This is a genomic window from Parageobacillus caldoxylosilyticus NBRC 107762 (genome assembly GCF_000632715.1).
Taxonomy (GTDB): domain Bacteria; phylum Bacillota; class Bacilli; order Bacillales; family Anoxybacillaceae; genus Saccharococcus; species Saccharococcus caldoxylosilyticus.
The window spans coordinates 1-22,428 of record NZ_BAWO01000021.1; the positions used below are offsets into that span (position 1 = coordinate 1).

21 protein-coding genes are annotated in these 22,428 nt (G+C 47.7%); 3 read left to right on the forward strand and 18 right to left on the reverse strand.

Features of this window, described 5'->3' with window-relative positions; all coding sequences use genetic code 11:
- The first annotated feature begins 63 nt into the window (after nt 1–63).
- Nucleotides 64–156 carry a stressosome-associated protein Prli42 gene (gene prli42, locus GCA01S_RS20060; protein ID WP_017435246.1) on the forward strand — a complete coding sequence of 31 codons (93 nt, stop codon included), beginning with the start codon at nt 64–66 and terminating at the stop codon, nt 154–156.
- A 96-nt stretch (nt 157–252) separates the two neighbouring features.
- Here the strand turns inward: prli42 and GCA01S_RS06890 are convergent, their stop codons facing one another.
- From GCA01S_RS06890 to GCA01S_RS06970, 17 genes are all read right to left on the reverse strand, one after another.
- A complete protein-coding gene (locus tag GCA01S_RS06890) occupies nt 253–759 on the reverse strand; it encodes a L,D-transpeptidase (RefSeq protein ID WP_017435245.1) in 507 nt (168 codons plus the stop codon).
- 87 nt (nt 760–846) lie between these two features.
- The gene (locus tag GCA01S_RS06895) at nt 847–1,806 is read right to left on the reverse strand and encodes an aromatic acid exporter family protein (protein WP_017435244.1); all 960 of its coding nucleotides are present in this window, start codon (nt 1,804–1,806) and stop codon (nt 847–849) included.
- A 64-nt stretch (nt 1,807–1,870) separates the two neighbouring features.
- A complete protein-coding gene (locus GCA01S_RS06900) occupies nt 1,871–2,593 on the reverse strand; it encodes an amino acid ABC transporter ATP-binding protein (protein ID WP_042408482.1) in 723 nt (240 codons plus the stop codon).
- Nucleotides 2,586–3,245, reverse strand: coding sequence for an amino acid ABC transporter permease (locus GCA01S_RS06905; RefSeq protein ID WP_017435242.1), 660 nt, complete (start codon nt 3,243–3,245; stop codon nt 2,586–2,588). Before GCA01S_RS06905 ends, GCA01S_RS06900 begins: the two co-directional genes overlap by 8 nt.
- A 75-nt stretch (nt 3,246–3,320) precedes the next feature.
- Nucleotides 3,321–4,100, reverse strand: coding sequence for a transporter substrate-binding domain-containing protein (locus GCA01S_RS06910; RefSeq protein ID WP_017435241.1), 780 nt, complete (start codon nt 4,098–4,100; stop codon nt 3,321–3,323).
- 223 nt (nt 4,101–4,323) lie between these two features.
- Nucleotides 4,324–4,755, reverse strand: coding sequence for a BrxA/BrxB family bacilliredoxin (locus GCA01S_RS06915; protein WP_017435240.1), 432 nt, complete (start codon nt 4,753–4,755; stop codon nt 4,324–4,326).
- 39 nt (nt 4,756–4,794) lie between these two features.
- Nucleotides 4,795–5,895 carry a methylmalonyl Co-A mutase-associated GTPase MeaB gene (gene meaB / locus GCA01S_RS06920; protein WP_042408486.1) on the reverse strand — a complete coding sequence of 367 codons (1,101 nt, stop codon included), beginning with the start codon at nt 5,893–5,895 and terminating at the stop codon, nt 4,795–4,797.
- Nucleotides 5,892–8,087 (reverse strand): methylmalonyl-CoA mutase, encoded by a 2,196-nt coding sequence (scpA, locus tag GCA01S_RS06925; protein WP_042408488.1) that lies wholly within the window; start codon nt 8,085–8,087, stop codon nt 5,892–5,894. The genes meaB and scpA overlap by 4 nt, the downstream gene beginning before the upstream one ends.
- Nucleotides 8,080–10,125, reverse strand: coding sequence for a methylmalonyl-CoA mutase family protein (locus tag GCA01S_RS06930; RefSeq protein ID WP_042408491.1), 2,046 nt, complete (start codon nt 10,123–10,125; stop codon nt 8,080–8,082). The genes scpA and GCA01S_RS06930 overlap by 8 nt, the downstream gene beginning before the upstream one ends.
- A gap of 369 nt (nt 10,126–10,494) precedes the next feature.
- The gene (locus GCA01S_RS06935) at nt 10,495–11,802 is read right to left on the reverse strand and encodes a dihydrolipoamide acetyltransferase family protein (protein WP_042408493.1); all 1,308 of its coding nucleotides are present in this window, start codon (nt 11,800–11,802) and stop codon (nt 10,495–10,497) included.
- Nucleotides 11,803–11,860: 58 nt separating this feature from the next.
- Entirely contained in the window at nt 11,861–12,844 is a 984-nt protein-coding gene (locus GCA01S_RS06940; RefSeq protein WP_017435234.1) for an alpha-ketoacid dehydrogenase subunit beta, read from the reverse strand.
- A 13-nt stretch (nt 12,845–12,857) separates the two neighbouring features.
- The gene (locus tag GCA01S_RS06945) at nt 12,858–13,853 is read right to left on the reverse strand and encodes a thiamine pyrophosphate-dependent dehydrogenase E1 component subunit alpha (protein WP_017435233.1); all 996 of its coding nucleotides are present in this window, start codon (nt 13,851–13,853) and stop codon (nt 12,858–12,860) included.
- Nucleotides 13,854–13,876: 23 nt separating this feature from the next.
- A complete protein-coding gene (lpdA, locus tag GCA01S_RS06950) occupies nt 13,877–15,298 on the reverse strand; it encodes a dihydrolipoyl dehydrogenase (protein WP_042408496.1) in 1,422 nt (473 codons plus the stop codon).
- A gap of 15 nt (nt 15,299–15,313) precedes the next feature.
- Nucleotides 15,314–16,426, reverse strand: coding sequence for a butyrate kinase (gene buk / locus GCA01S_RS06955; protein ID WP_017435231.1), 1,113 nt, complete (start codon nt 16,424–16,426; stop codon nt 15,314–15,316).
- 73 nt (nt 16,427–16,499) lie between these two features.
- Nucleotides 16,500–17,603 carry a leucine dehydrogenase gene (locus GCA01S_RS06960; protein WP_017435230.1) on the reverse strand — a complete coding sequence of 368 codons (1,104 nt, stop codon included), beginning with the start codon at nt 17,601–17,603 and terminating at the stop codon, nt 16,500–16,502.
- 21 nt (nt 17,604–17,624) lie between these two features.
- Nucleotides 17,625–18,524 carry a phosphate butyryltransferase gene (gene yqiS / locus GCA01S_RS06965; protein WP_017435229.1) on the reverse strand — a complete coding sequence of 300 codons (900 nt, stop codon included), beginning with the start codon at nt 18,522–18,524 and terminating at the stop codon, nt 17,625–17,627.
- A gap of 143 nt (nt 18,525–18,667) precedes the next feature.
- A complete protein-coding gene (locus GCA01S_RS06970) occupies nt 18,668–20,734 on the reverse strand; it encodes a sigma-54 interaction domain-containing protein (RefSeq protein WP_042408499.1) in 2,067 nt (688 codons plus the stop codon).
- Between the two features lie 138 nt (nt 20,735–20,872).
- Here GCA01S_RS06970 and GCA01S_RS06975 point away from each other — a divergent pair, with 138 nt between their 5' ends.
- Complete coding sequence (locus GCA01S_RS06975; protein WP_026078465.1) at nt 20,873–21,121, forward strand: DUF2627 domain-containing protein; 249 nt, start codon at nt 20,873–20,875, stop codon at nt 21,119–21,121.
- Between the two features lie 10 nt (nt 21,122–21,131).
- Here the strand turns inward: GCA01S_RS06975 and GCA01S_RS06980 are convergent, their stop codons facing one another.
- Entirely contained in the window at nt 21,132–21,860 is a 729-nt protein-coding gene (locus tag GCA01S_RS06980; RefSeq protein ID WP_042408501.1) for a glycerophosphodiester phosphodiesterase, read from the reverse strand.
- A 103-nt stretch (nt 21,861–21,963) separates the two neighbouring features.
- Here GCA01S_RS06980 and GCA01S_RS19250 point away from each other — a divergent pair, with 103 nt between their 5' ends.
- Nucleotides 21,964–22,110 (forward strand): YycC family protein, encoded by a 147-nt coding sequence (locus GCA01S_RS19250; protein WP_070104534.1) that lies wholly within the window; start codon nt 21,964–21,966, stop codon nt 22,108–22,110.
- The last annotated feature ends 318 nt before the right edge of the window (nt 22,111–22,428 follow it).

Genomic DNA, 22,428 nt, shown 5'->3' on the forward strand with positions numbered 1-22,428 from the left:
AGGTGTTTCCCGGTTCCATCGCGAGGAGTCGATTTTTATAGATTTTAGTAACCAGGAAATACAATGTCCCGGAAAACACAAAAGTTCGTCGTTTATTTAATGTTGATTTCCATGCTCATTACCACGATTTTAGCCGGCATTAGCATGTGGTTTTAATTAGAAAAGCGGAGGCGGCGGGGTCATCCGTTTTTCAACAGGTCGCTTGTCTGCACGAAAAAGGCAAGCTCCGTGATGAGGAAGCTTGCCTTTTCATCAAAGCGCCCCATATCGCTTGGCAATCGAATAAAACGATTCATTGCTGCGGATAATCAGCACTTTTGTGCCGATCGGCACTTTTTCGTATACCTGTTCGACGTCTTGATTATACATGCGCACACAGCCTAGCGAGACATATTTTCCGATGGAGGCTGGGTTGTTGGTGCCGTGGATTCCATATATGCGGCCGCCCGTTCCTCGCGCATTAAAACCGATCCATCGCGTTCCAAGCGGATTGTTTGGCGCACCGCCTGGAATGTTTTTTTTGCGGTAATACGGATTTTTCGCTTTCACCGTCACGGTAAACAGCCCTTCCGGCGTTAATGACGCATTGACGCCCGTCGCCACTGGATATACTGATTCAATTCTTCCGTTACGGATAAAGGCCATTTTATTGGTTGTCTTATTGATAATGATCAACGGAGTTATCTCCGCTGCGGAAAAGTCAAGAAACGACAAGAACGAAGAAACGAACAACATGGCTGCTAGCAGAAAGCGTACCATTTTGTTTCACCCTTTTTCCGTTGTTTTTATTATAGTGTGAAACAAACGCAGTGCAAGCATGCATCGTTCGCCCATCGCAGCGGAAGTTTATTTTTTCCTTTCCGATACACCAAACTGACTTTTAATAATCAAATATTGCTCCAACTCTTTTACTAAATGCAATAGCGCGGCGCGTTCCTCAAATTCTTCGCGTGTTTTTGGAAGCGGCATCGTTTCAAACCGTTTTCGCATATCATAAAGCTCGCGGAGAAAACGGTCGGCCGTATTGCCCGGATGAATGGCATCGCTTAATTTGTCGATAAAATCGGCGATCATCATGCGTTGCTCTACCGTATACGTCAGCGAAGTAACAAGCGGCAGCACTCTTTCTATAATTTCCAGCTGTCTTTCCCGCATGCGAAAATAATGAACATATTCGTCCTCGTACCGCAGCATGCGATTTTCGACATTGCGCAGCGCCAATTGCTTTGCCTGCTGCAGCGTCTCGGCCGCAAGCGGCAATTCTTTTCCGTCCCAATCCGTTTCATTTGTGCGCAAATAGCGGACAATCTCTTTTAAAATAATGCGGAATAAATCTTCGACAATGCGCTGATATTCCTTTAGCTTCTTTTCTGCGCTTGGCATATACATATTCATCAACAGCGCCACGCTCATACCGATGGCAATCAGCAGCAGTTCATTGAAAATAATGGACCATGTAAACTGCCTTGCTGCGTACAAATGGAGAATAATGACCGAGCTGGTGACGATCCCCTCATTTACCTTCAGCCATACGGTCGTCGGAATAAAAAAGAGAAGCAATAGTCCGACCGTAAACGGATAATAGCCGATCCCTCGGAAAAAGATATAAGAAAACAACATCGCTACGACACAGGCGACAAAGCGAGCCCATGCCGTTTGCAGCGATCGTTTTTTTGTGACTTGAATGCATAAAATCGTAATAATGCCGGCAGAGGCAAAATTATGTAACCCTGCTAGCTGGGCGATGCTAATCGAAAGCGCGGTGCCTATTGCTGTTTTCGCTGTGCGGTATCCGATTTTCACCATTTCTTCATTCCCCTGACCAAAATTAAAAAAGATGATCCAAAGATCATCTTTTTATTGTACTTCATTATAACATCTTTTCAAGAAATTCTTGAGCCCGCTTGCTTTTCGGAGATGCAAAAAATTCATGTGGCGGCGCGTCCTCGACAAGCTGGCCGCCGTCTAAAAACAACACCCGGTCAGCGACTTCACGGGCAAAGCCCATTTCATGAGTGACAATCGCCATCGTCATTCCCGTATGGGCAAGCGACTTCATTACTTCAAGAACTTCTTTGACCATTTCCGGGTCAAGCGCTGACGTTGGTTCGTCAAACAGCATCACATCCGGCGACATAGCAAGCGCCCTTGCAATCGCCACGCGCTGCTTTTGCCCGCCCGACAGCCGGCTTGGATATTCGTTTGCCTTTTGTTCCAATCCGACCTTTTTCAACAACTCGATGCCTTTTGCCTCCGCTTCGGCTTTCGTCATTCCTTTTACTTTAATCGGGGCATACGTGACATTTTCAAGCACGGTCATATGAGGAAACAAATGAAAATGTTGAAACACCATGCCGACATGCTGGCGCACTTTCATAATGTTTGTCTTTTTATCCGTAATTTCCTGGTCACCAATCCAAATTCTCCCCCGCGTCGGTTCCTCCAACAAGTTTAAGCAGCGTAAAAACGTCGATTTTCCCGACCCGGATGGACCGATCACCGCCACTACCTCGCCTTGCTTAATCGTTGTCGTAATTCCTTTTAATACTTCTAATTTCCCAAACGATTTATGCAAATCCTCGACTTTAATCACTTTTTCTCAATCTCCCTTCTAACGCTTTGCCAAGCAGCGTAAGAAGCATGACTAAAACATAGTAAATACATCCAGCAATCAATAGCGGCTCAATATACCGATAAACTTGTCCGCCAACGATGTAAGCCCGCCGCATGACATCCATTGCTCCAATTACCGTTACAACCGCAGATTCTTTCGTCAATGTAATCAATTCATTCATCAATGCCGGCAAAATATTTTTCAGCGCTTGCGGCAAAATAATGTCTCGCATCATTAGCTTATACGGAACACCAAGCGCCAGCGCCGCTTCCCGCTGTCCTTTATCAACGGCTAAAATGCCGGCACGGATAATTTCAGAGACATAGGCGGCGGAGTTTAACCCGAACGCGATGACCGCTGCGGGAAACGCGTCAATTTCAAAACCGGTAAGCTGCGGTATTCCAAAATAAATAAGAACAAGCTGTAATACAAGCGGCGTGCCGCGAAACACGGATGTATAGGCATCGGCAAACCATGTCAAAACCTTCATTCCGCCAATCTTCATTAACGCTAAAATAACTCCAAACACAAACCCTAACAACGCCGCAAAAACGACAATTTTTAACGTAACTGCGATTCCTTGCAATATATACGGAATTGATGGAACAATTTGCGAAAAATCTAAATTCACGTGAGCCTTCATCCTTCCTTGCAACATAGTGAAAACGTTCAAAAAGGAGATCAGATCCTTTTTGAACGCATAACTTTACTGGTCAAACCATTTTTTAATCAACTTGTCCACTTCGCCGTTTTTCATTTTTTCTTGCAATACTTTGTTAAACTCATCGCGCAGCTTGCTGCCTTTCGGGAAGGCGATAGCGGAGCCTGCTTCTTGTTCGCTTGTTGGCATCGTGTGCCCTTCTAATTTGCCATTGCTATTTTTCAAATACCCTTTTGCGACTGTATCTTCGATAATCGCTGCATCAAAGCGCCCTGCTTGAATCTCTTGAATTAACTCCGGAATGCGGTTGCGGCTTTCAATTTTCATGTCAACTGTCTTTGCAATTTTATTTGCTTCTCCTTCTTGAATCGAGCCAGTTTGAACACCAACCGTTTTTCCTTTTAAATCTTCGACCGTTTTAATGCCGCTTCCTTTTTTGGAAACGATCATGTTTCGCGCTACATAATACACATCCGAGAAATCAACGCTTTTCTTGCGTTTTTCCGTCGGTGTCATTCCCGCCAACACAAAATCGACTTTTCCCGACTGCAGTGCTGGGATAAGACCAGTAAAATCCATATCCACGATTTGAATTTCATATCCCAATTCTTTCGCAATCATTTTCGCCAAATCGACATCAAAGCCAATAATGTCATTCCCTTTCGCCGTATCAATATATTCAAATGGCGCATAGTCGGCGGAAGTGCCCATTTTTAATACTTTCTTTTGCTCTCCGCTTCCGTTTTTCTGCCCCCCTGTGCCACACGCCGAGAGCAAACCAATTAATAGAATGCTAGCAATAAAAAGCAACAACGATTTTTTCATACGGTGTCTCTCCCTCTCTGCTCAAAAAAATTAAATAATTTTTATAATATTATGAATAAGTTTTAAAGATTAATTAATAATACACACTTTGTTTTTGAATATATATTCTACGTTTTGTATATTAACACATTAAGTAATAATTATGCAATTCATATAAATAAATCATTTTTACTTTTTGAAAATAACAAGCAAATAAATAACGGAGCTGAAAAATTCAGCTCCGTTATACTTCATCACAATATTGATCAAATGCCGCCTGCAGCTTTTGAACGACTTCAATCGGCTCATGCCCTTCGATTTCATGGCGATGAATCATCATACAAAGCTTGCCATCCTTTAATAAAGCGAAAGATGGAGAAGAAGGCGGCTGTCCTTCAAAATATTCCCTTGCCCGCGCCGTTGCCTCTTTATCTTGTCCGGCAAATACGGTTACAAGATGGTCTGGACGTTTGTCATAATGAATCGCGTGTGCCGCTGCAGGACGAGCAATGCCCCCCGCACAACCGCATACCGAGTTAATCATCACAAGCGTTGTGCCTGGACGCTTGAATGCCGCATCAACTTCTTCAGGAGTACGCAACTCTTCAAAGCCAGCCTCCACGATTTCGCGGCGTGATTGTTCCACAATATCATTAAATAGTGGAAATTGAAACATGCTAAGCACCTCCTTCTCCTATCGTATCACATTTTTCCATTATGACCTACTTTCATATATCTTAATGAGTTCCCGTACCGCGGAAGTAACGGATTGTGTTCCAGAAATAACCTTATTTTCAATGACCGGCAGCTTCTCTTTTACCGCAGGATGGGAAAAGAAACTTGTTTCTAAATAATCTTTAATCATCGAGTAAATCCAATCTTTTTGTTGATGGCGCCGGCGCATATCAAACACGCCCGACTGTTTCGTCGTTTCCACAAACTTCTCAATCACGTTCCAAATCTCTTCGATGCCTTCTCCTAAAAGCGCCGAGCACGTATACGCTTTTGTTTCCCAGCCCGGCGTTGCTGGACGCAAATAGTGGAGAAATTGATTGTATTCTTTTTGGGCCGCCAACGCTTTCGGCTTATTGTCGCCATCCGCTTTGTTAATCACAATCGCATCGGTTAATTCCATAATTCCGCGCTTCATTCCTTGCAATTCGTCACCTGCTCCGGTCAACACCAGCATTAAAAAGAAATCGACCATGCCGCGGACGACAAACTCGCTTTGCCCGACGCCGACCGTTTCCACCAATATGATGTCATATCCCGCCGCTTCGCAAAGCATCATCGTTTCCCGCGTTTTGCGGTGCACCCCGCCAAGCGCTCCGCCTGATGGGGACGGACGAATAAAGGCGCGCGGATGGCGGGCCAGTGTTTCCATCCGTGTTTTATCGCCGAGGATGCTGCCGCCGGTAATGGAGCTGCTCGGATCGACCGCCAGCACAGCGACGCGATGTCCCTTTTCACATAAAAACGTGCCAAACGCTTCGATGAACGTGCTCTTCCCCGCTCCCGGCACACCGGTGATGCCGATGCGGATCGACTTGCCGACGTGCGGCAAAAGTTTATTTAGCACTTGCTGGGCGATGTCCATATGCTTCGCGGCATTGCTTTCCACCAAGGTGATCGCCTGCGCCAAAATCGTACGGTCATTGTTTAGCACGCCGGCGACATACTCCTCCACGGACCGTTCTTTTCGTTTCACCCACCGCTTCGGGGCGGACGGAGGAGCCGCTTTCACATACGTAGTGGCAAATTCGTCTTTCCTGTCCTCTTCCACCCATTCGGGACGCTGTGTTCGTTCGTCGCTCATTGGCTCACTTCCTCGTAACCGAGACGTTTATAAATTTCTTCGATCACTTTTTCGGCGGCAACTGGAATAACTGTTCCCGGCCCGAAAATGGCAGATGCGCCGTGTTGATATAAAAACTCATAATCTTGCGGCGGAATGACGCCGCCGACAACAACGATAATATCTTCGCGGCCAAGCTTGCGCAGTTCTTCCACCAATTGCGGCAGCAACGTTTTATGACCGCCGGCGAGCGAGCTGATGCCGACGACATGGACATCGTTTTCAACCGCTTGGCGCGCCGTTTCTTCCGGCGTCTGGAACAGCGGGCCGATGTCAACGTCAAATCCTAAATCGGCAAACGCCGTCGCGATCACTTTCGCCCCGCGGTCATGGCCGTCCTGCCCCATTTTCGCAATCATAATCCGCGGGCGACGCCCTTCCAATTCATAAAATTCATCGGTCATTTTTTTGACGCGTTCAAATTGCTCTTCATTTTGGAATTCGGAGCTGTACACGCCGCTAATCGAGCGGATCACCGCTTTATGGCGCTTCGCCACTTTTTCAATCGCATACGAAATTTCGCCCAATGTCGCACGGACGCGCGCCGCCTGCACGGCCAATTCAAGCAAATTTCCTTCTCCTGTTTCCGTCGCTTTCGTAATCGCGTCAAGCGCCTCTTGTACTTTTTGCTCATCGCGGGAGGCGCGCAGCTGTTTTAATCTTTCAATCTGGCGCATCCGCACCGCCGTATTGTCGACTTCTAAAATTTCAATCGGCTCTTCTTTTTCCGGACGGTATTTGTTGACGCCGATGATCGTTTCCGCCCCGGAGTCAATGCGTGCTTGGCGTCTTGCCGCCGCTTCTTCAATGCGCATTTTCGGAATCCCCGTTTCAATTGCTTTGGCCATGCCGCCAAGGCTTTCGATTTCTTCAATATGCTTCCACGCCCGTTTCATCAATTCGTTCGTTAACGTTTCTACATAATAAGAACCTGCCCATGGGTCAATGACATTGCAAATCCCCGTTTCATCTTGCAAGTAAAGCTGTGTATTACGGGCAATGCGCGCCGAGAAATCGGTCGGAAGCGCGATCGCTTCATCGAGCGCGTTCGTATGGAGCGACTGCGTATGGCCAAGCGCCGCCGCATGCGCTTCGATCAATGTGCGCACGACATTGTTAAACGGATCTTGTTCGGTCAAGCTCCATCCCGATGTTTGCGAGTGCGTCCGCAATGCGAGCGATTTCGGGTTTTTCGGGTTGAACGTTTTCATCATTTTCGCCCACATGATGCGCGCCGCGCGCATTTTCGCAACTTCCATGAAATAATTCATGCCGATCGCCCAGAAGAAGGAAAGCCGTGGCGCAAAGGAGTCGATATCAATTCCTGCTTTTAAGCCAGTGCGCACGTACTCCAATCCGTCAGCGAGCGTATACGCCAATTCAATATCGGCCGGCGCCCCCGCTTCTTGCATATGGTAGCCGGAAATGCTGATGCTGTTAAACTTTGGCATGTATTTTGAAGTGTACTCAAAAATATCCGCAATGATGCGCATCGACGTTTCCGGAGGATAAATGTAAGTGTTGCGCACCATATATTCTTTTAAAATATCGTTTTGAATCGTCCCGGAAAGCTTGTCTTGCGTGACGCCTTGCTCTTCGGCCGTGACAATATAAAACGCCATAATCGGCAGCACTGCACCGTTCATTGTCATCGACACCGACATTTGGTCAAGCGGAATGCCGTCAAACAAAATCTTCATATCCAAAACCGAATCGATCGCCACCCCTGCTTTGCCGACGTCGCCGACGACGCGTGGATGATCGGAGTCATAGCCGCGGTGGGTGGCAAGGTCAAAGGCAACGGACAGCCCTTTTTGCCCCATCGCCAAATTGCGGCGGTAAAAGGCATTGCTTTCTTCCGCTGTCGAAAACCCCGCATATTGCCGGATCGTCCACGGCCGATTCACGTACATCGACGGATACGGCCCGCGCAAATACGGTGGGATTCCCGGCATATAATCAAGAAAATCATAATCTTCGATATCTTTTTTCGTATAAAGCGGCTTAATGGCGATATGCTCATTCGTCTGAAACAGCAGGTCATCGATGGATGCCCGCACCTTGTCTTCGATCGCCTGTTTCCATTGTCGCTCATCTGCCGTTTGTTTTGTGATTTCTAGCGAAAGATTGGTAAAATCAACTTGTTTATTCATTGAGGGCCACCCCCATCTCTTTCATAAACGATACAATCATTTCATAACAGTTCGAACCGATATGGATAAAGCCATCGACCCCAGCCTCGATGAAAGTCTGTTCGATATCGGCCGGCTGTTTTCCGGCGACATACAGCTTCACGTTTGGCTTTGCCTGCTTGAACGCTTTGGCGATCGCCGGAACAATATCAGTGTAGCTTTCATCCGAGCCGCAAATAACATAATGCGTCCCGTTTGCATTGATTGCTTCTGACACCGCTTCCTCAGCGCTATGAACGCCTTCGCTTTTTTCAACAGCCATCCCGCCGGCTTCAAAAAAGCCGGTAATAAAATCGGCGCGCGCTTTATAGTTTGGAATATTTCCGATATTGATGAGATGAACGGCAGGGCGAGAACCGTATTTTTTCAGATAGGCTTCCGAAGCTTTGCGCAGCCGTTCGAACGGTTCGGCAAGGCGCCATTGTGTAATCGGCTTGACATGGATGGACGCTTCCTCTGTTTTCAATGCTGCTTCGATTTCCCGAGCGGTTGCTCGGCGCAAAGCCATGTCAACTGCCGTTTCGATCCATTGCTGATTGGCAAAGCCCGCCTGCAGCGCGGCAGCATGCTCTTTGTTGATGACGGATGAAGACCGCTGATGTTCGTTGCTTATATTCGTTTTTTCAACCGGTGCTTCCGCCAAGTTCGCGTAAAAATTGGTGCCGACAATTTTTTCTTTTCTCGTTTCGACGTTTTTCTTGCGCTGCCTTGCGACTGCTTCCACTTGCTCCTGCACAAAGCCGTCCGCGAGCGCCTGAACGATGCCGCCTCTTGCTTCAATTTGCTGGAACAGCTTCCACGCTTCTTCCGCCACTTGAGCCGTCAACGTTTCCACATAGTACGAACCGCCAGCCGGGTCAATGACATTGGCGATATGCGCTTCTTCCAACAAAATCAGCTGCGTGTTGCGGGCAATTCTCCGCGAAAATTCATCAGCTGGGCCGATCGCTTCGTCAAACGGAGAAACATGAAGGCTGTCTGTGCCGCCAACCGTTGCCGCAAACGCCTCGGCCGCCGCGCGAAGCATGTTGACATACGGATCGTACACCGTTTTCGTAAAATAGGACGTGCGTGCATGCATCGCGATTTTTTGCGATGACTCACTGCCGCCAAACGCTTTGACAATATTGGACCAAATGAGCCTTGCCGCGCGAAGCTTGGCGATTTCCATAAAAAAGTTGGAGCCGACAGAGAACGAAAACTGGATTCGCGGCGCAATGGCATCAACCGCCACTCCTCTTTCCAAGCAAGCACGGATATATTCCACTGCTGTTGCAAAGGCGAAAGCCAGCTCTTGCACTGCGTTCGCTCCGCCATTATGATACGGCTCGCCGCGGACGATCACCGTTTTTACGTTTGGCATATGTTCTTGCGCCCACTTCGTTACATCCGCCATGACATCATACAAAGCCGCAACCGATGGAGAGAGCTTTCCTGTTTCCGCCAGCGCGCCGATGGGATCCATGCCAATCGTTCCGCGCACCGTATTAAACGGTATTTGCCGTTGTTGCAAATAAGCGGCGAACAGCGCTAAAAATGAAAGCGACTGTGCTCCCGCATCGACGCGAAGCGAATACGTATCCAATGAAATACCGGAAAACATAGCTTCGATATCGTCAAGTGATGTAACTGGAAACCCTAACCGCTCCAATACGATATGGATTTCCGTTTGCCCTTTTTCCAAATCATGCTTGACGATCTCGTTCCACTCGGTTGGACTGCTTGCGGAAATTTCCTGGCTTACTTTCCAAGGTTCTTTGATATATCCATTTGGCCTGGTGCCGCGGATATAATTAGCAAAACCTGGATACTGTTCGATATAGGCAAGCTTCTCTACATCATGGCGCGTATAAATAGGCTGAATCGTGATATTCTCATATGTAGTCGAATACAATTTTTCGAACGGTTTCCCTTTTAATGACTTTTCCACTTCCTGCTTCCACTCCGCAAAGCTTGGAGCGGGAAACGTCACATTTTTCATCGTTGAAATATCGCTCACTATGTTTTCCCCCTTTTCAGTGCTTTCTCCCATCCATAGAAACCGCTTTCTTTTGCACTTTTAAAAATATTACTGATATTTTTTATTGTAGTACATGTGCATCGTTCTAGCAACGAACAAAAAACTTTTGCGAAAAGACAAAGCCTAAAATCGATCAAATTCCATTTGCTTTTTCATAGACGCTAAAACAAAAACAATGCCATGGGCCGTATATTCTTGCAATGCATACCAACAATTATCGGCTTTCATTTTTCCTGTTCCATCACTTCAGTAATAATAAATCATTTTTTCTAAGAGAAATTTCTATTAAAGAGTATTATAACACGAAAAACCTCACCACAAACGAATTTGCGGTGAGGTTCTCCTATATTAATAAATCGGCGTATTGTCTTTCGATACGTTTTCCAAAATCTCTTTGACACGCGCCAGGAAGCGGCCGCAAATGAGACCGTCTAAAACGCGGTGGTCAAGCGATAAACATAAGTTCACCATGTCGCGGATCGCGATCATGCCGTCTTTGACAACCGGGCGTTTGACAATCGATTCGACCTGCAAAATCGCTGCTTGCGGATAGTTGATGATGCCCATCGATTGCACCGAACCGAAAGAGCCGGTGTTGTTCACTGTAAACGTGCCGCCTTGCATGTCTTCCGGGCGGAGTTTGCCGGCGCGCACTTTGGCGGCGAGCTCGGCGATTTCACGGGCGATGCCTTTGATTGATTTTTCGTCGGCGTGCTTAATGACTGGCACGAATAACGCATCATCTGTTGCAACGGCGATTGAGATATTGATATCTTTTTTCTGCACGATTTTGTCGCCCGCCCACATCGAGTTGAGCTGCGGGAATTCTTTGAGCGCCTGGGCGACCGCTTTGACGAAGAAGGCAAAATACGTTAAATTGAAGCCTTCGCGTTTTTTGAATTCGTCTTTGATTGAGTCGCGATACGCAACCAAGTTTGTGACATCGACTTCGACCATCGTCCAGGCGTGCGGCGCTTCGTGCTTGCTGCGAAGCATGTTCGCGGCGATCGCTTTGCGCACCGGTGTGACCGGAATTTCGATGTCTCCTGCTTGAACAGGGACGTTTGGAGCCGTTGGTTGTTTTGGAGCAGCTGCTGGTTCTGCTTTTGGCGCTTCCTGCGCTGGTGTCGGCTGCGGTGCAGGCTGGGCCGAAGCGGCTGGCTGCCCACCGGCTTTCGGGATATTTCCGGATTCGATGAGTTTTAACAAATCTTTGCGCGTAATCCGTCCGCCCAGCCCCGTTCCTTGCACTTGCTCCAAATCAATATTATGTTCTTGAGCGAGGCGAAGAACGGCTGGCGAATAGCGCCCTTTATTGGCCCGATCCGCTTTTTTCGGAGCTTGGGCAGCTTCTTCCTTTGTTTCTTCTGCTTTCGGTGCTTCCTCTTGTTTCGTTTCCGCTGCTGTTCCTTCTCCTTCCACTTCCATCGTACAAATCACGGCGCCAACCGGCAGCGTTTCTCCTTCCTTCGCGATAATTTCTTTGATCACGCCCGTAAATGACGAAGGAATTTCCGCGTTTACTTTATCGGTCATGACTTCGGCGATCGGATCGTATTTATTGACTTTGTCGCCGACGGAAACGAGCCATTTGCTGATCGTGCCTTCGGTGACGCTTTCCCCAAGCTGGGGCATGGTAAGTTGTTCAATTGCCACGTAGATGACCTCCTATCTCCGTTCAAATCTGCATTTTGAATCGCAAAAATCCGCCTGCTTAAAACGCTGCTAGCTTGCGCATCGCTTTTTCCACTTTATCCGGGTTGACCATAAAGAATTTTTCCATCGTTGGCGCGTATGGCATCGCCGGAACGTCTGGACCGGCAAGGCGCATAATTGGCGCATCTAAATCAAACAAGCAATGTTCAGCGATAATGGCGGCCACTTCGCTCATGACGCTTCCTTCTTTGTTATCTTCCGTAATCAGAAGCACTTTTCCTGTTTTGCTTGCTGCTTCAATAATCGCTTCTTTATCTAACGGATATACCGTACGCAAATCAAGAATATGAACGGAAATGCCGTCTTGCGCTACCCGTTCTGCCGCTTGCAGCGCAAAATGAACGCATAACCCATACGTAATAACGGTAATATCGTCGCCCTCGCGTTTAACGTCGGCTTTGCCGATTGGCAATACGTAATCGTCTTCCGGCACTTCACCTTTAATCAGACGATACGCGCGCTTATGTTCAAAGAAAAGAACCGGATCTTCATCGCGAATCGCCGCTTTCAAAAGCCCCTTCACATCATACGGAGTCGATGGCATGACAATTTTTAAACCTGGCTGATTCGCAAAAATCGCTTCCACCGATTGTGAATGATATAATGCGCCGTGAACGCCGCCGCCGTACGGGGCGCGGATGACGATCGGGCAGTTCCAGTCGTTGTTTGAACGGTAGCGAATGCGGGCCGCTTCAGAAATAATTTGGTTGACCGCCGGCATGATGAAATCGGCAAATTGAATTTCGGCAATCGGGCGCAGTCCGTACATCGCCGCGCCAATGCCGACGCCAACGATCGCGGATTCGGCCAGCGGAGTGTCAATGACTCGCTCTTCGCCGAACTGTTCATACAATCCTTGCGTCGCTTTAAATACTCCGCCCTTTTTGCCCACGTCTTCCCCTAATACGAAAACGCGCGGGTCGCGTTCCATTTCCTCACGAATCGCCATCGTCACAGCATCAATATAGGAAATCACTGGCATCGTCCATTCCCCCTTACTTCTCTGCGTATACGTACTTTAAGGCATGTTCTGGTTCTGCATACGGCGCTTTTTCTGCATAATCCGTCGCTTCGTTCACCTGCTTCATGACGCGGTCGTGAATTTCTTTCTCCAGTTCATCTGTCAATACACCGACTTCTTTCAAATATTTCGCAAACGAAATAATCGGATCTTTGGCGCGCGCTTCTTCCAACTCTTCTTCGGAACGGTATGCGCGTTGGTCGTCGTCGGAAGAATGCGAGGTTAAACGATAGGAAACCGTTTCAATCAATGTCGGTCCTTCGCCGCGGCGGGCGCGGTCCGCTGCTTCTTTGACAACTCTGTACACTTCAAGCGGATCGTTTCCGTCTACCGTATAGCCCGGCATGCCGTAGCCGATGGCGCGGTCCGATACTTTTTCGCATGCCAATTGTTTTGAAATTGGCACGGAAATCGCGTATTTGTTGTTTTCGCACATGAAAATGACAGGCAATTTATGCACGCCGGCAAAGTTGGCACCTTCATGGAAATCGCCTTGGTTCGATGATCCTTCCCCGAACGTCACAAAAGCGACAAAATCTTTCTTTTCCATTTTCGCCGCCAGCGCGATGCCAACTGCATGCGGCACTTGCGTCGTTACTGGAGATGAGCCGGTGACGATGCGATTTTTCTTTTTCCCGAAGTGACCCGGCATTTGCCGGCCGCCAGAGTTCGGATCTTCGGCTTTTGCAAACGCGGAAAGCATTAATTCCGTCGGTGTCATTCCAAATGTTAAAACAACGCCCATATCACGGTAATAAGGCAAAACGTAATCTTTCGTGCGGTCAAGGGCAAATGCCGCGCCGACTTGCGCCGCTTCTTGTCCTTGGCAAGAGATAACGAACGGAATTTTTCCAGCGCGGTTTAATAACCACATACGCTCGTCGATTTTGCGAGCCAACAACATCGTTTCATACATTTGCAATACCGTTTCATCGCTTAAGCCTAGCGCTTGGTGACGATTTTCTGCCATCGAAACAACCTCCCTTTATTCGCTTAAAAATGAATCGCTTTTCCATCCACAGCAAGCGCCGCTTCTGCCATCGCCTCTGATAACGTCGGATGCGGATGAATCGTATGCGCGACCTCCCATGGCGTCGCGTCGAGGACGCGGGCGAGTCCCGCTTCGGAAATCATATCGGTTACGTGAGGACCGACCATATGAACACCAAGCAAGTCGTTCGTTTTTTGATCGGCTATGATTTTCACAAATCCTTCCGCTTCGCCAAACACGAGCGCTTTGCCGATCGCTTTAAACGGGAATTTGCCGACTTTTACTTCATATCCTTTTGCTTTCGCTTCTTCTTCCGTCAAGCCGACACTTGCGACTTCCGGACGGCTGTAGACGCATTTCGAAATCATGGTATAGTCGATTGGTGATGGATTTTGGCCAGCGATATGCTCTACAGCAACGATTCCTTCATGAGACGCTACGTGCGCTAGCTGCAAACCGCCAATGACATCGCCAATCGCATAAATATGCGACTCTTTCGTTTGATAAAACTCGTTCGTTTGAATAAATCCCTTTTCTACGACAATATCTGTATTTTCGATGCCGATTCCTTCAATGTTTGCCTGCCGGCCGACGGAAACGAGCATTTTTTCGGCGGTAAATGTTTTTTGTTCGCCTTTATATTCCGCTTTAATCGTGACCCCGTTTCCTTTTTCCAATGTTTCTGAAAGCACTTTCGCCTCTGTCACAATCGTAATGCCGCGGCGTTTTAAGAGCTTTTCCACTTCTTTGGAGACGTCGTGATCTTCCGTCGGCAAAATGCGGTCGGCGTATTCTAGCACCGTCACGTCAACGCCGAAATCATTCAGCATTGATGCCCATTCAATGCCAATGACACCGCCGCCGACGATAATAATCGAAGAAGGAAGAGTTTCCATTTGCAACGCTTCATCGGATGTCATGACCAATTTGCCGTCAATGTCAAGACCCGGCAGCGTCCGCGGGCGCGAACCCGTGGCGATGATGACATTTTTGGGCACGAGCATCTCATTTTCCGAACCATCATTCATTTCCACGGAAATCGTTCCCGGCATTGGCGAGAAAATCGATGGTCCTAAAATGCGACCAGTGCCGGCATAGACGTCAATTTTTCCTTTTTTCATCAGGTGTTGGACGCCTTTATGGAGCTGTTCGATAATGGCTGCTTTGCGCGCCTGCACTTTGGCGAAGTCAAGGCGCACATCGTTTGCCACGACGCCGAACGTTTCGCCGTTTTTCGTTTGCGCATATACTTCCGCACTCCGCAGCAGCGCCTTGCTTGGAATGCAGCCCGCATGCAGACATGTTCCGCCCAGCTTTCCTTTTTCGACAACGGCTGTTTTTAACCCTAACTGGGAAGCACGAATCGCCGCCACATATCCTCCAGTTCCGCCGCCAAGGATGACGAGATCATATTCTTTTGCCATATCCTTTTCTCCTTTCTATCGCAAAACGGTTGTGTGTACCACATTTCCGCTTGGATATACTTTTTCTTTTTCTTCGCCGCTCAACACGCGCAACGCTCCTTCCGCAAGCGCTTGCAATTCGTTTTCGCCGGGATGGACAATGACGTCGGCAATCCAGTAAACGCGATCGCTAATTTCCTTCACAAACTGTTTTCCGTAAGCAAGACCGCCTGTTAAAATAATCGCGTCGACTTGTCCCTCCAATACAGCACTTGCCGCTCCGATTTCTTTTGCGACTTGATAGGCCATGGCACTATATACGAGCTTCGCCTTCTCATCGCCCGCTTCAATCATTTTTTCGACTTTTACCGCATCGTTGGTGCCGAGATAACCGACTAATCCGCCTTTGCCGACGAGCATGCTCATCACTTCATCACGGAAGTATTCGCCGGAAAAGCATAAAGAAACGAGGTCGCCTGCTGGTACAGTTCCGGCGCGTTCCGGGCTAAATGGGCCTTCGCCATCCAATCCGTTATTGACATCGACTACCCGGCCTTTTTTATGAGCGCCAACAGTAATTCCGCCGCCCATATGAGCGACAATGAGGTTGAGCTCTTCATACGATTTGCCGAGCTGCTTGGCGACGCGGCGCGCTACCGCCTTTTGATTGAGCGCGTGAAAAATACTTCTCCGTTCAATGAGCGCAAATCCAGAAATGCGGGCGATTGGCTCAAGTTCATCGACGACAACAGGATCAACGATAAAGGCAGGAATATTTAACGCCGAAGCAATTTCATGAGCTAAAATGCCGCCAAGATTCGAAGCATGCTGGCCGGAATAGCCTTTGCGCAAATCTTCGAGCATCTGTTCATTGACGCGGTACGTGCCGCCCTCAATTGGGCGCAAAAGCCCGCCGCGGCCACAAACAGCACTTAACTTGGAAAGATTAATTCCCTCTTCATCGAGCGCGTCTAGAATCGTTTGTTTGCGAAATTCATATTGATCAATAATCGATGGATAGCGCTGCAGCGTTTCTGCGTCATGGCGAATCGTTTTTTCAAAAATGGAGCGTTCATTTTCAAACACGCCAATTTTTGTCGAGGTCGACCCGGGATTAATGGTTAAGATGCGAAACTTCTGCTCTTGCAACGGTTGCTACCTCCATTCTGGGGGCGGAAGCAGAAAATATTTTCATGCTTTTCCGCTTCCGCTTATATTGTCCTTAACGACCGCGACGACGGCTTAAAATATGATGACCGTTTTGCAAAAATTGGCTGCGGGACTTGCGCATCGTTTCAATGCGTTCCTCCGCAAGACGGTCTGCCGCTTGATACGTCGGAATGCCGTCGCGTTTCGCAATGGCAAATACTTTTTCGATGTTGTCGTAAATTTGCTCAATTTTTTTCATCGCCCGTTCCCGGTTGTAGCCATACAACTCATCCGCGACGTTAATGACACCGCCGGCATTGATGACATAATCCGGCGCATACACGATGCCCATTTCATGAATGATATCGCCATGTCTCGGCTCTTTTAGCTGGTTGTTCGCCGAACCGGCAATGACTTTCGCTTTTAATTGCGGAATCGTTTGATCGTTAATGATGCCACCAAGCGCACATGGGGCAAAAATATCGCAATCGACGCCGTAAATATCGTTCGGGTCCACCGCTTTGGCGCCAAACTCTTCAACGGCGCGCTGCACCGCTTCTTTGTTAATGTCAGTGACAATAAGTTGCGCCCCTTCTTCATGAAGATGACGGCATAAATGATAGGCGACATTGCCAACCCCTTGCACGGCAATGACTTTTCCTTCCAATGAATCGCTTCCAAACGCTTCTTTTGCCGCTGCCTTCATGCCGCGGTACACCCCATATGCCGTTGCTGGAGACGGATTGCCTGATGAGCCGAATTCTGGTGAAATGCCTGTCACATAATCTGTTTCTTGGTAGATGATATCCATATCGGCAACGGTGGTGCCGACATCTTCCGCGGTGATATAGCGGCCGTTTAATCCCTGAATAAAGCGGCCGAACGCGCGGAACATTGCTTCATTTTTATCTTTGCGCGGATCGCCGATAATGACCGTTTTCCCGCCGCCAAGATTGAGTCCTGCCGCAGCGTTTTTATACGTCATGCCGCGCGCTAAGCGGAGCGCGTCTTCAATCGCTTCTTCTTCCGAGTTATACATCCACATGCGCGTACCGCCTAATGCTGGGCCGAGCGTTGTATCGTGAATAGCGATAATCGCTTTCAATCCCGATTCTTTATCTTGGCAAAACAACAATTGTTCATAATCGTATTTTTCCATGTATTTAAACAATTCCATGATGACTTCCTCCCTAATGGTTTATTTGGACGCGGAACAAACCGCGAGCGCTAACGAATACAGTTTGCTTTCCGCCGAATCGGCGCGTGATGTAAGGACAATCGGCGCCTTCGCTCCAGCGATGACGGCCCCGACTTTGGCATTGGCAAAATAAACAAGCGATTTATACAGCATGTTTCCCGCTTCAATGTCAGGAACGAGCAAAATATCTGCCCTGCCTGCCACTTCACTGTCAATGCGCTTATGTTCCGCCGCTATAGACGAAACAGCATTATCGAGGGCAAGTGGTCCATCAATGATGCAATCTTTTATTTGTCCGCGTTTTTGCATCATGGTCAGCGCTGCCGCATCAACAGTGGCCGGCATCGCCGGATTGACTACTTCCACCGCCGCCAGCGGCGCCACTTTCGGTGTGGCAATGCCAATCGACCGTGCTACAGCAACGGCATTCGCCACAATTTGTACTTTTTGTTCCAAATCCGGCGAAATGTTCATTGCCGCATCCGTCACCATGATGAAACGGTCATAGCCAGGAACTTCAAATACAGCCACATGGGAAAGCACCTTTCCCGTCCGCAAGCCGTACTCCTTGTTTAACACTGCTTTTAACAACGTAGCGGTTGGGATGTTCCCTTTCATCAGGACATTTGCCTCATTTAAGTGAACAGATTTTACCGCCAGCTCAGCTGCTTGCACAGTAGAATTGGCATGAACGATTTGAATATGGCCGGAATCCGCATAGCCTTTTCGCCTTAACAGTTGCACAATTTGTTCACGGTCTCCATACAACACAAACTTTCCGAAATGGCGATCGAGCGCCATCGTCACGGCATCAATCACTTCTTCATCTTCCGCTGCCGCGACAGCTACCGTCATATCGGCATATTTGGTTGCATGATCGATCAACGATTGCAGCTTCATCTTATACACCAACCTCTTCGTCAAAATTTACGGTGGCACTTTATTAACATGCAAAAAGCGTGCCAACCCAAAAAATTGAAAGCGCTTTATTTTTTCGGATTTTATTTTGCTGGTTATACGCAATAATTTGCATACCGTGCAAATTATTGCGTGCTATTTTTGTCAATTCCATATTTCTCCAGCTTGTAATATAAATTACGAATAGAAATGCCAAGCGCCCGCGCTGTCGCCGTTTTATTGTTGTTGTATTTTCGCAGCGCCTGCTCGATAATGCCCGCTTCGTATTGCTCTACCATCTCTTCAAGCGGACGAATTTCCAGCTCCTTTTCATTTTTGCGGAAAGGGGAATCGGCCCGCGAAATATCAAGGGGCGGAATATGATGAACATCGATCATCACTTCATTAAACTTCATAAAAATCATCGCCCTGCCTAATACGTTTTCCAATTCACGCACATTCCCCGGCCAATCGTAAGCGAGCAAGCGATCAAGAGCGGCCGGTGTGACTCCTTCGACGTTGCGCCCGTAATCTTGGTTCAGCTTCTGAATTAAATGCTGGCACAACGCCGGGATATCTTCCTTCCTTGCCCGCAGTGGCGGAATGTAAATCGGCATGCGGTTTAAGCGGTAATATAAATCTTCGCGGAATGTCCCTTCGGCAATCGCTTTCTCTAAGTTGACATTCGTGGCGGCAATGACGCGGACGTTAATCGGTATTGGCTTTGTGCCGCCGACACGGACGATTTCCCCTTCTTGCAGAACGCGAAGCAATTTCGCCTGTGTATTCGCGGAAAGCTCGCCGATTTCATCAAGGAAAATGCTGCCGTTGTTCGCCTCTTCAAATAAACCGCGTTTGCCGCCGCGTTTTGCCCCGGAAAATGCTCCTTCTTCATAACCAAATAGCTCGCTCTCCAACAGTGTTTCAGAAATGGCCGCACAATTGACACGGATAAATTTGTTGTATTTTCTATCACTTGCATTATGAATCGCATGGGCGAACAATTCTTTTCCCGTGCCGGATTCACCGCGCAGCAATATCGTCGCCGGCGTTTTTGCGGCCACTTTCGCTTGTTCAATTGCTACCTTTATTTCCTCCGACGTGCCGATAATATCGGCAAACGAATATTTCGCTTCAAGCGTGCGGATAATTTGCCTTGCCCGATTGAGCTCCGCTGTCAGCCGCTGAATCTCGGATACGTCATGAATCACCCCGACGCTGCCTTTCAGCACTCCGTCGACAATAATCGGCGCCACATTCACGACCACATCGCGGTTTTTCGGGCCGACCTTCATGCGCACCCCGCGGACAGGCCGTCGCGTTTTTAGCACTTGCATATGCATGCTTTCCCCTTCGGCAATATCGGCTGTCGCCGGCTTGCCGATTACTTCTTCTTCCGACAGGCCGGTAATGCGCGTATACGCCGGGTTAATTAAAATGCCGTTTCCATGCTCATCGACAACGGAAATCGCTTCCTCTGATGAATGAATAATCGCTTCGAGCATCATGCGCATTTCTTTTAAATCGGTAATTTCCTCGGCCAGTTTCACCAATTCGGTAATATCTTTAAAAATCGCCAGAGCGCCGAACAGTTTCCCGGTCTCATCGATCATCGGAATTCTTGTCGTGATAACTTTTTTCCCGTTGGCTAGCTTTACTTCTTGGTGAAATTCCGTCTGTTTCGTTTTTAATACCCGCGGCAGCCCGCTTGTCGGCAGAACTTCTAAAATGTGTTTCCCGATTACTTTTTCCTTGTCCACTTCAATCATTTCGGCGGCGCTGTTATTAATATCGGTAATGTAAGCATATTCATCCACGACAATCATGCCATCATGCGAAGCGTTAAAAATTAAGCCGCGTCTCGTCGTTTCGCTTTTCAACTTTGCAATCAACATTTCCTTTTCTTTCACCAGTTCTGCCATCATATGGGCAACGGCTCCTGGTACGACAGTGATGTTAGGAGCGCACTCCCTGCGAATGTCATCCAACACTTCCTGCTTCCCTGTTGCTTCAATCACGAGATCAATTTCTTTATTAATAAAAGCACGCCAATCCGTGCCGACAGCGATATCCATCTCTCGCGCCAGTTTGATTCCTGGAGCCATCTCATCGATATCTACTACGGCTGTTACTTGAAACACCGCCGTTTTATGCAGCAGTTTTAGCAGCGCCGTTCCCCCAGTTCCAGCGCCAACAATTAATACTTTTTTCATCGTTCTTCACCACGCTTTGGCATATGCAATTTTTTGCAGGCATTTTTATCATAACGGTTTTTTCCTTGCTTGACAAACGCAGAGGAACAGTTAAGATGGTTCATGAAACTACCTTTTCGCGAAAGGATCACGATGACGATGGTACGAATGATCGCTCTTCTTATTTTAGTGATTCCCGGCTTATTGGCGGCGCTTGGAATTAAATGGATGCGCGACACCTTATTTGGTATTTTGCATTCACCATTTCCATTTCTTTCCCTGCAGTTTTTAGCAGGTTTCCTTTTGTTTGCAGGCGGTCTGGCATTTATCGGCGGATTTATTTTACATCGCGACCGCAAGCGCAATAAAGTGCAGCCGCGGTTTCAAAACAAGAAAAAAACACCTTAAACATTTTTGTTTAAGGCGTTTTTTTTAATACTTCCCTTGCCTGGCGCGGATAATCGGTAAAAATGGCATCGACTTTGTATTGGAACATTTTTTTCATTAAAGATTCTCCGTTAATGGTAAAAGGGCGAACAGCAATTTGGTGATGGCGGGCTTGGCGGATAAACGCCTCTGTCACCGTGCGATGATAAGGGTGCAGCCCCTTTGCCTGCATAACGCGGACATAGTGCCACGGTTCATATAACGGCTCGATATACAACAAAGCCGTTTCGATCACGGGAGCAAGGCGGTGGCACAACGCCATGCTGTTATGGTTAAAGGACGAGAGAACGGTCCTATCCTCAAGATGGTAGTGACGGATCATGTCAATCACTTTTTGTTCCAACTTTTCGTAGGCAATCAGGCTGTTTTTTAATTCGATATTCAATAGGAGGGGTTTCGAACAAATCCAGGCAAGCACTTCCTCTAACAACGGAATGCGGCAGACGCCATATTGATCGGCAAATTTATATGCTGCATTAAACTGCTGCAGTTCATGGTACGTAAAGTCTTTGACCCATCCTGTCCCATCGGTCGTGCGATCGATCGTTTCATCATGAATGACGACAATTTGTCCGTCTTTTGTCAGTTGCACATCTAATTCAATGCCGTCTGCTCCCACCCTCTCTGCTTCATAAAAAGCAATCATCGTATTTTCCGGATGCGTGCCGGCGGAACCGCGGTGCGCGAAAATTTTCGTCATCTGTTTGTTACTCCTTTCCGTTCCCGATGCAAAAGCGATCATAAAAATATATGCGAGAAAACAAAAAGTTGCTATACTTTTTATAAGCAAGCGAGGTGATACGATGCAGCCGCTGAAAATTTCTTTGGAAACGGCGCAAAAGCTGGCCAAAGCGCTAGGAATGCCGATCGAACGAATCATGCACATGCCGCAGCATATTTTAGTGCAAAAATTGCTCGAACTCGAAAAAAAGCAAAATGAGCAATCATAAAAAAGGCAGTCCACATCGGACTGCCTTTTTATTAGAAAGCCTTATGTTCCTAATCTTGGCCCCGATTTCGACACTTATACTAAGCAAACAAATCATCTCTCAGGGAAGTCCCACTCTTTTTTTGTTCTTTTCCTGCCAGAGAAAAAAATTTGACTACTACTCATCATATCACGTCAGTAACGTATTTCAAACAAGAAGGATTAGCAAAGTGACTAAGTCAAGAGATGCGGAAGACTCACCGCGTATTAACACCATTTTCTTCGTATTTCATCGGGAAAATAATGGGAAATAGTCGCTTTTTTACCTAATTTGGGGTAT

Excerpts from the sequence above, each read along its gene's own strand:
- yqiS (WP_017435229.1), bottom strand. The coding sequence starts at position 18,524 with ATGAAGCTGCAATCGTTGATCGATCATGCAACCAAATATGCCGATATG.
- GCA01S_RS06895 (WP_017435244.1), bottom strand. The coding sequence starts at position 1,806 with ATGGTGAAAATCGGATACCGCACAGCGAAAACAGCAATAGGCACCGCG.
- GCA01S_RS06890 (WP_017435245.1), bottom strand. The coding sequence starts at position 759 with ATGGTACGCTTTCTGCTAGCAGCCATGTTGTTCGTTTCTTCGTTCTTG.
- lpdA (WP_042408496.1), bottom strand. The coding sequence starts at position 15,298 with ATGGCAAAAGAATATGATCTCGTCATCCTTGGCGGCGGAACTGGAGGA.
- GCA01S_RS06945 (WP_017435233.1), bottom strand. The coding sequence starts at position 13,853 with ATGGCAGAAAATCGTCACCAAGCGCTAGGCTTAAGCGATGAAACGGTA.
- GCA01S_RS06910 (WP_017435241.1), bottom strand. The coding sequence starts at position 4,100 with ATGAAAAAATCGTTGTTGCTTTTTATTGCTAGCATTCTATTAATTGGT.
- GCA01S_RS06960 (WP_017435230.1), bottom strand. The coding sequence starts at position 17,603 with ATGGAATTGTTTAAATACATGGAAAAATACGATTATGAACAATTGTTG.
- GCA01S_RS06980 (WP_042408501.1), bottom strand. The coding sequence starts at position 21,860 with ATGACGAAAATTTTCGCGCACCGCGGTTCCGCCGGCACGCATCCGGAA.
- GCA01S_RS06970 (WP_042408499.1), bottom strand. The coding sequence starts at position 20,734 with ATGAAAAAAGTATTAATTGTTGGCGCTGGAACTGGGGGAACGGCGCTG.
- GCA01S_RS06975 (WP_026078465.1), top strand. The coding sequence starts at position 20,873 with ATGGTACGAATGATCGCTCTTCTTATTTTAGTGATTCCCGGCTTATTG.
- prli42 (WP_017435246.1), top strand. The coding sequence starts at position 64 with ATGTCCCGGAAAACACAAAAGTTCGTCGTTTATTTAATGTTGATTTCC.
- GCA01S_RS19250 (WP_070104534.1), top strand. The coding sequence starts at position 21,964 with ATGCAGCCGCTGAAAATTTCTTTGGAAACGGCGCAAAAGCTGGCCAAA.
- GCA01S_RS06940 (WP_017435234.1), bottom strand. The coding sequence starts at position 12,844 with ATGCCAGTGATTTCCTATATTGATGCTGTGACGATGGCGATTCGTGAG.
- scpA (WP_042408488.1), bottom strand. The coding sequence starts at position 8,087 with ATGAATAAACAAGTTGATTTTACCAATCTTTCGCTAGAAATCACAAAA.
- GCA01S_RS06915 (WP_017435240.1), bottom strand. The coding sequence starts at position 4,755 with ATGTTTCAATTTCCACTATTTAATGATATTGTGGAACAATCACGCCGC.
- meaB (WP_042408486.1), bottom strand. The coding sequence starts at position 5,895 with ATGAGCGACGAACGAACACAGCGTCCCGAATGGGTGGAAGAGGACAGG.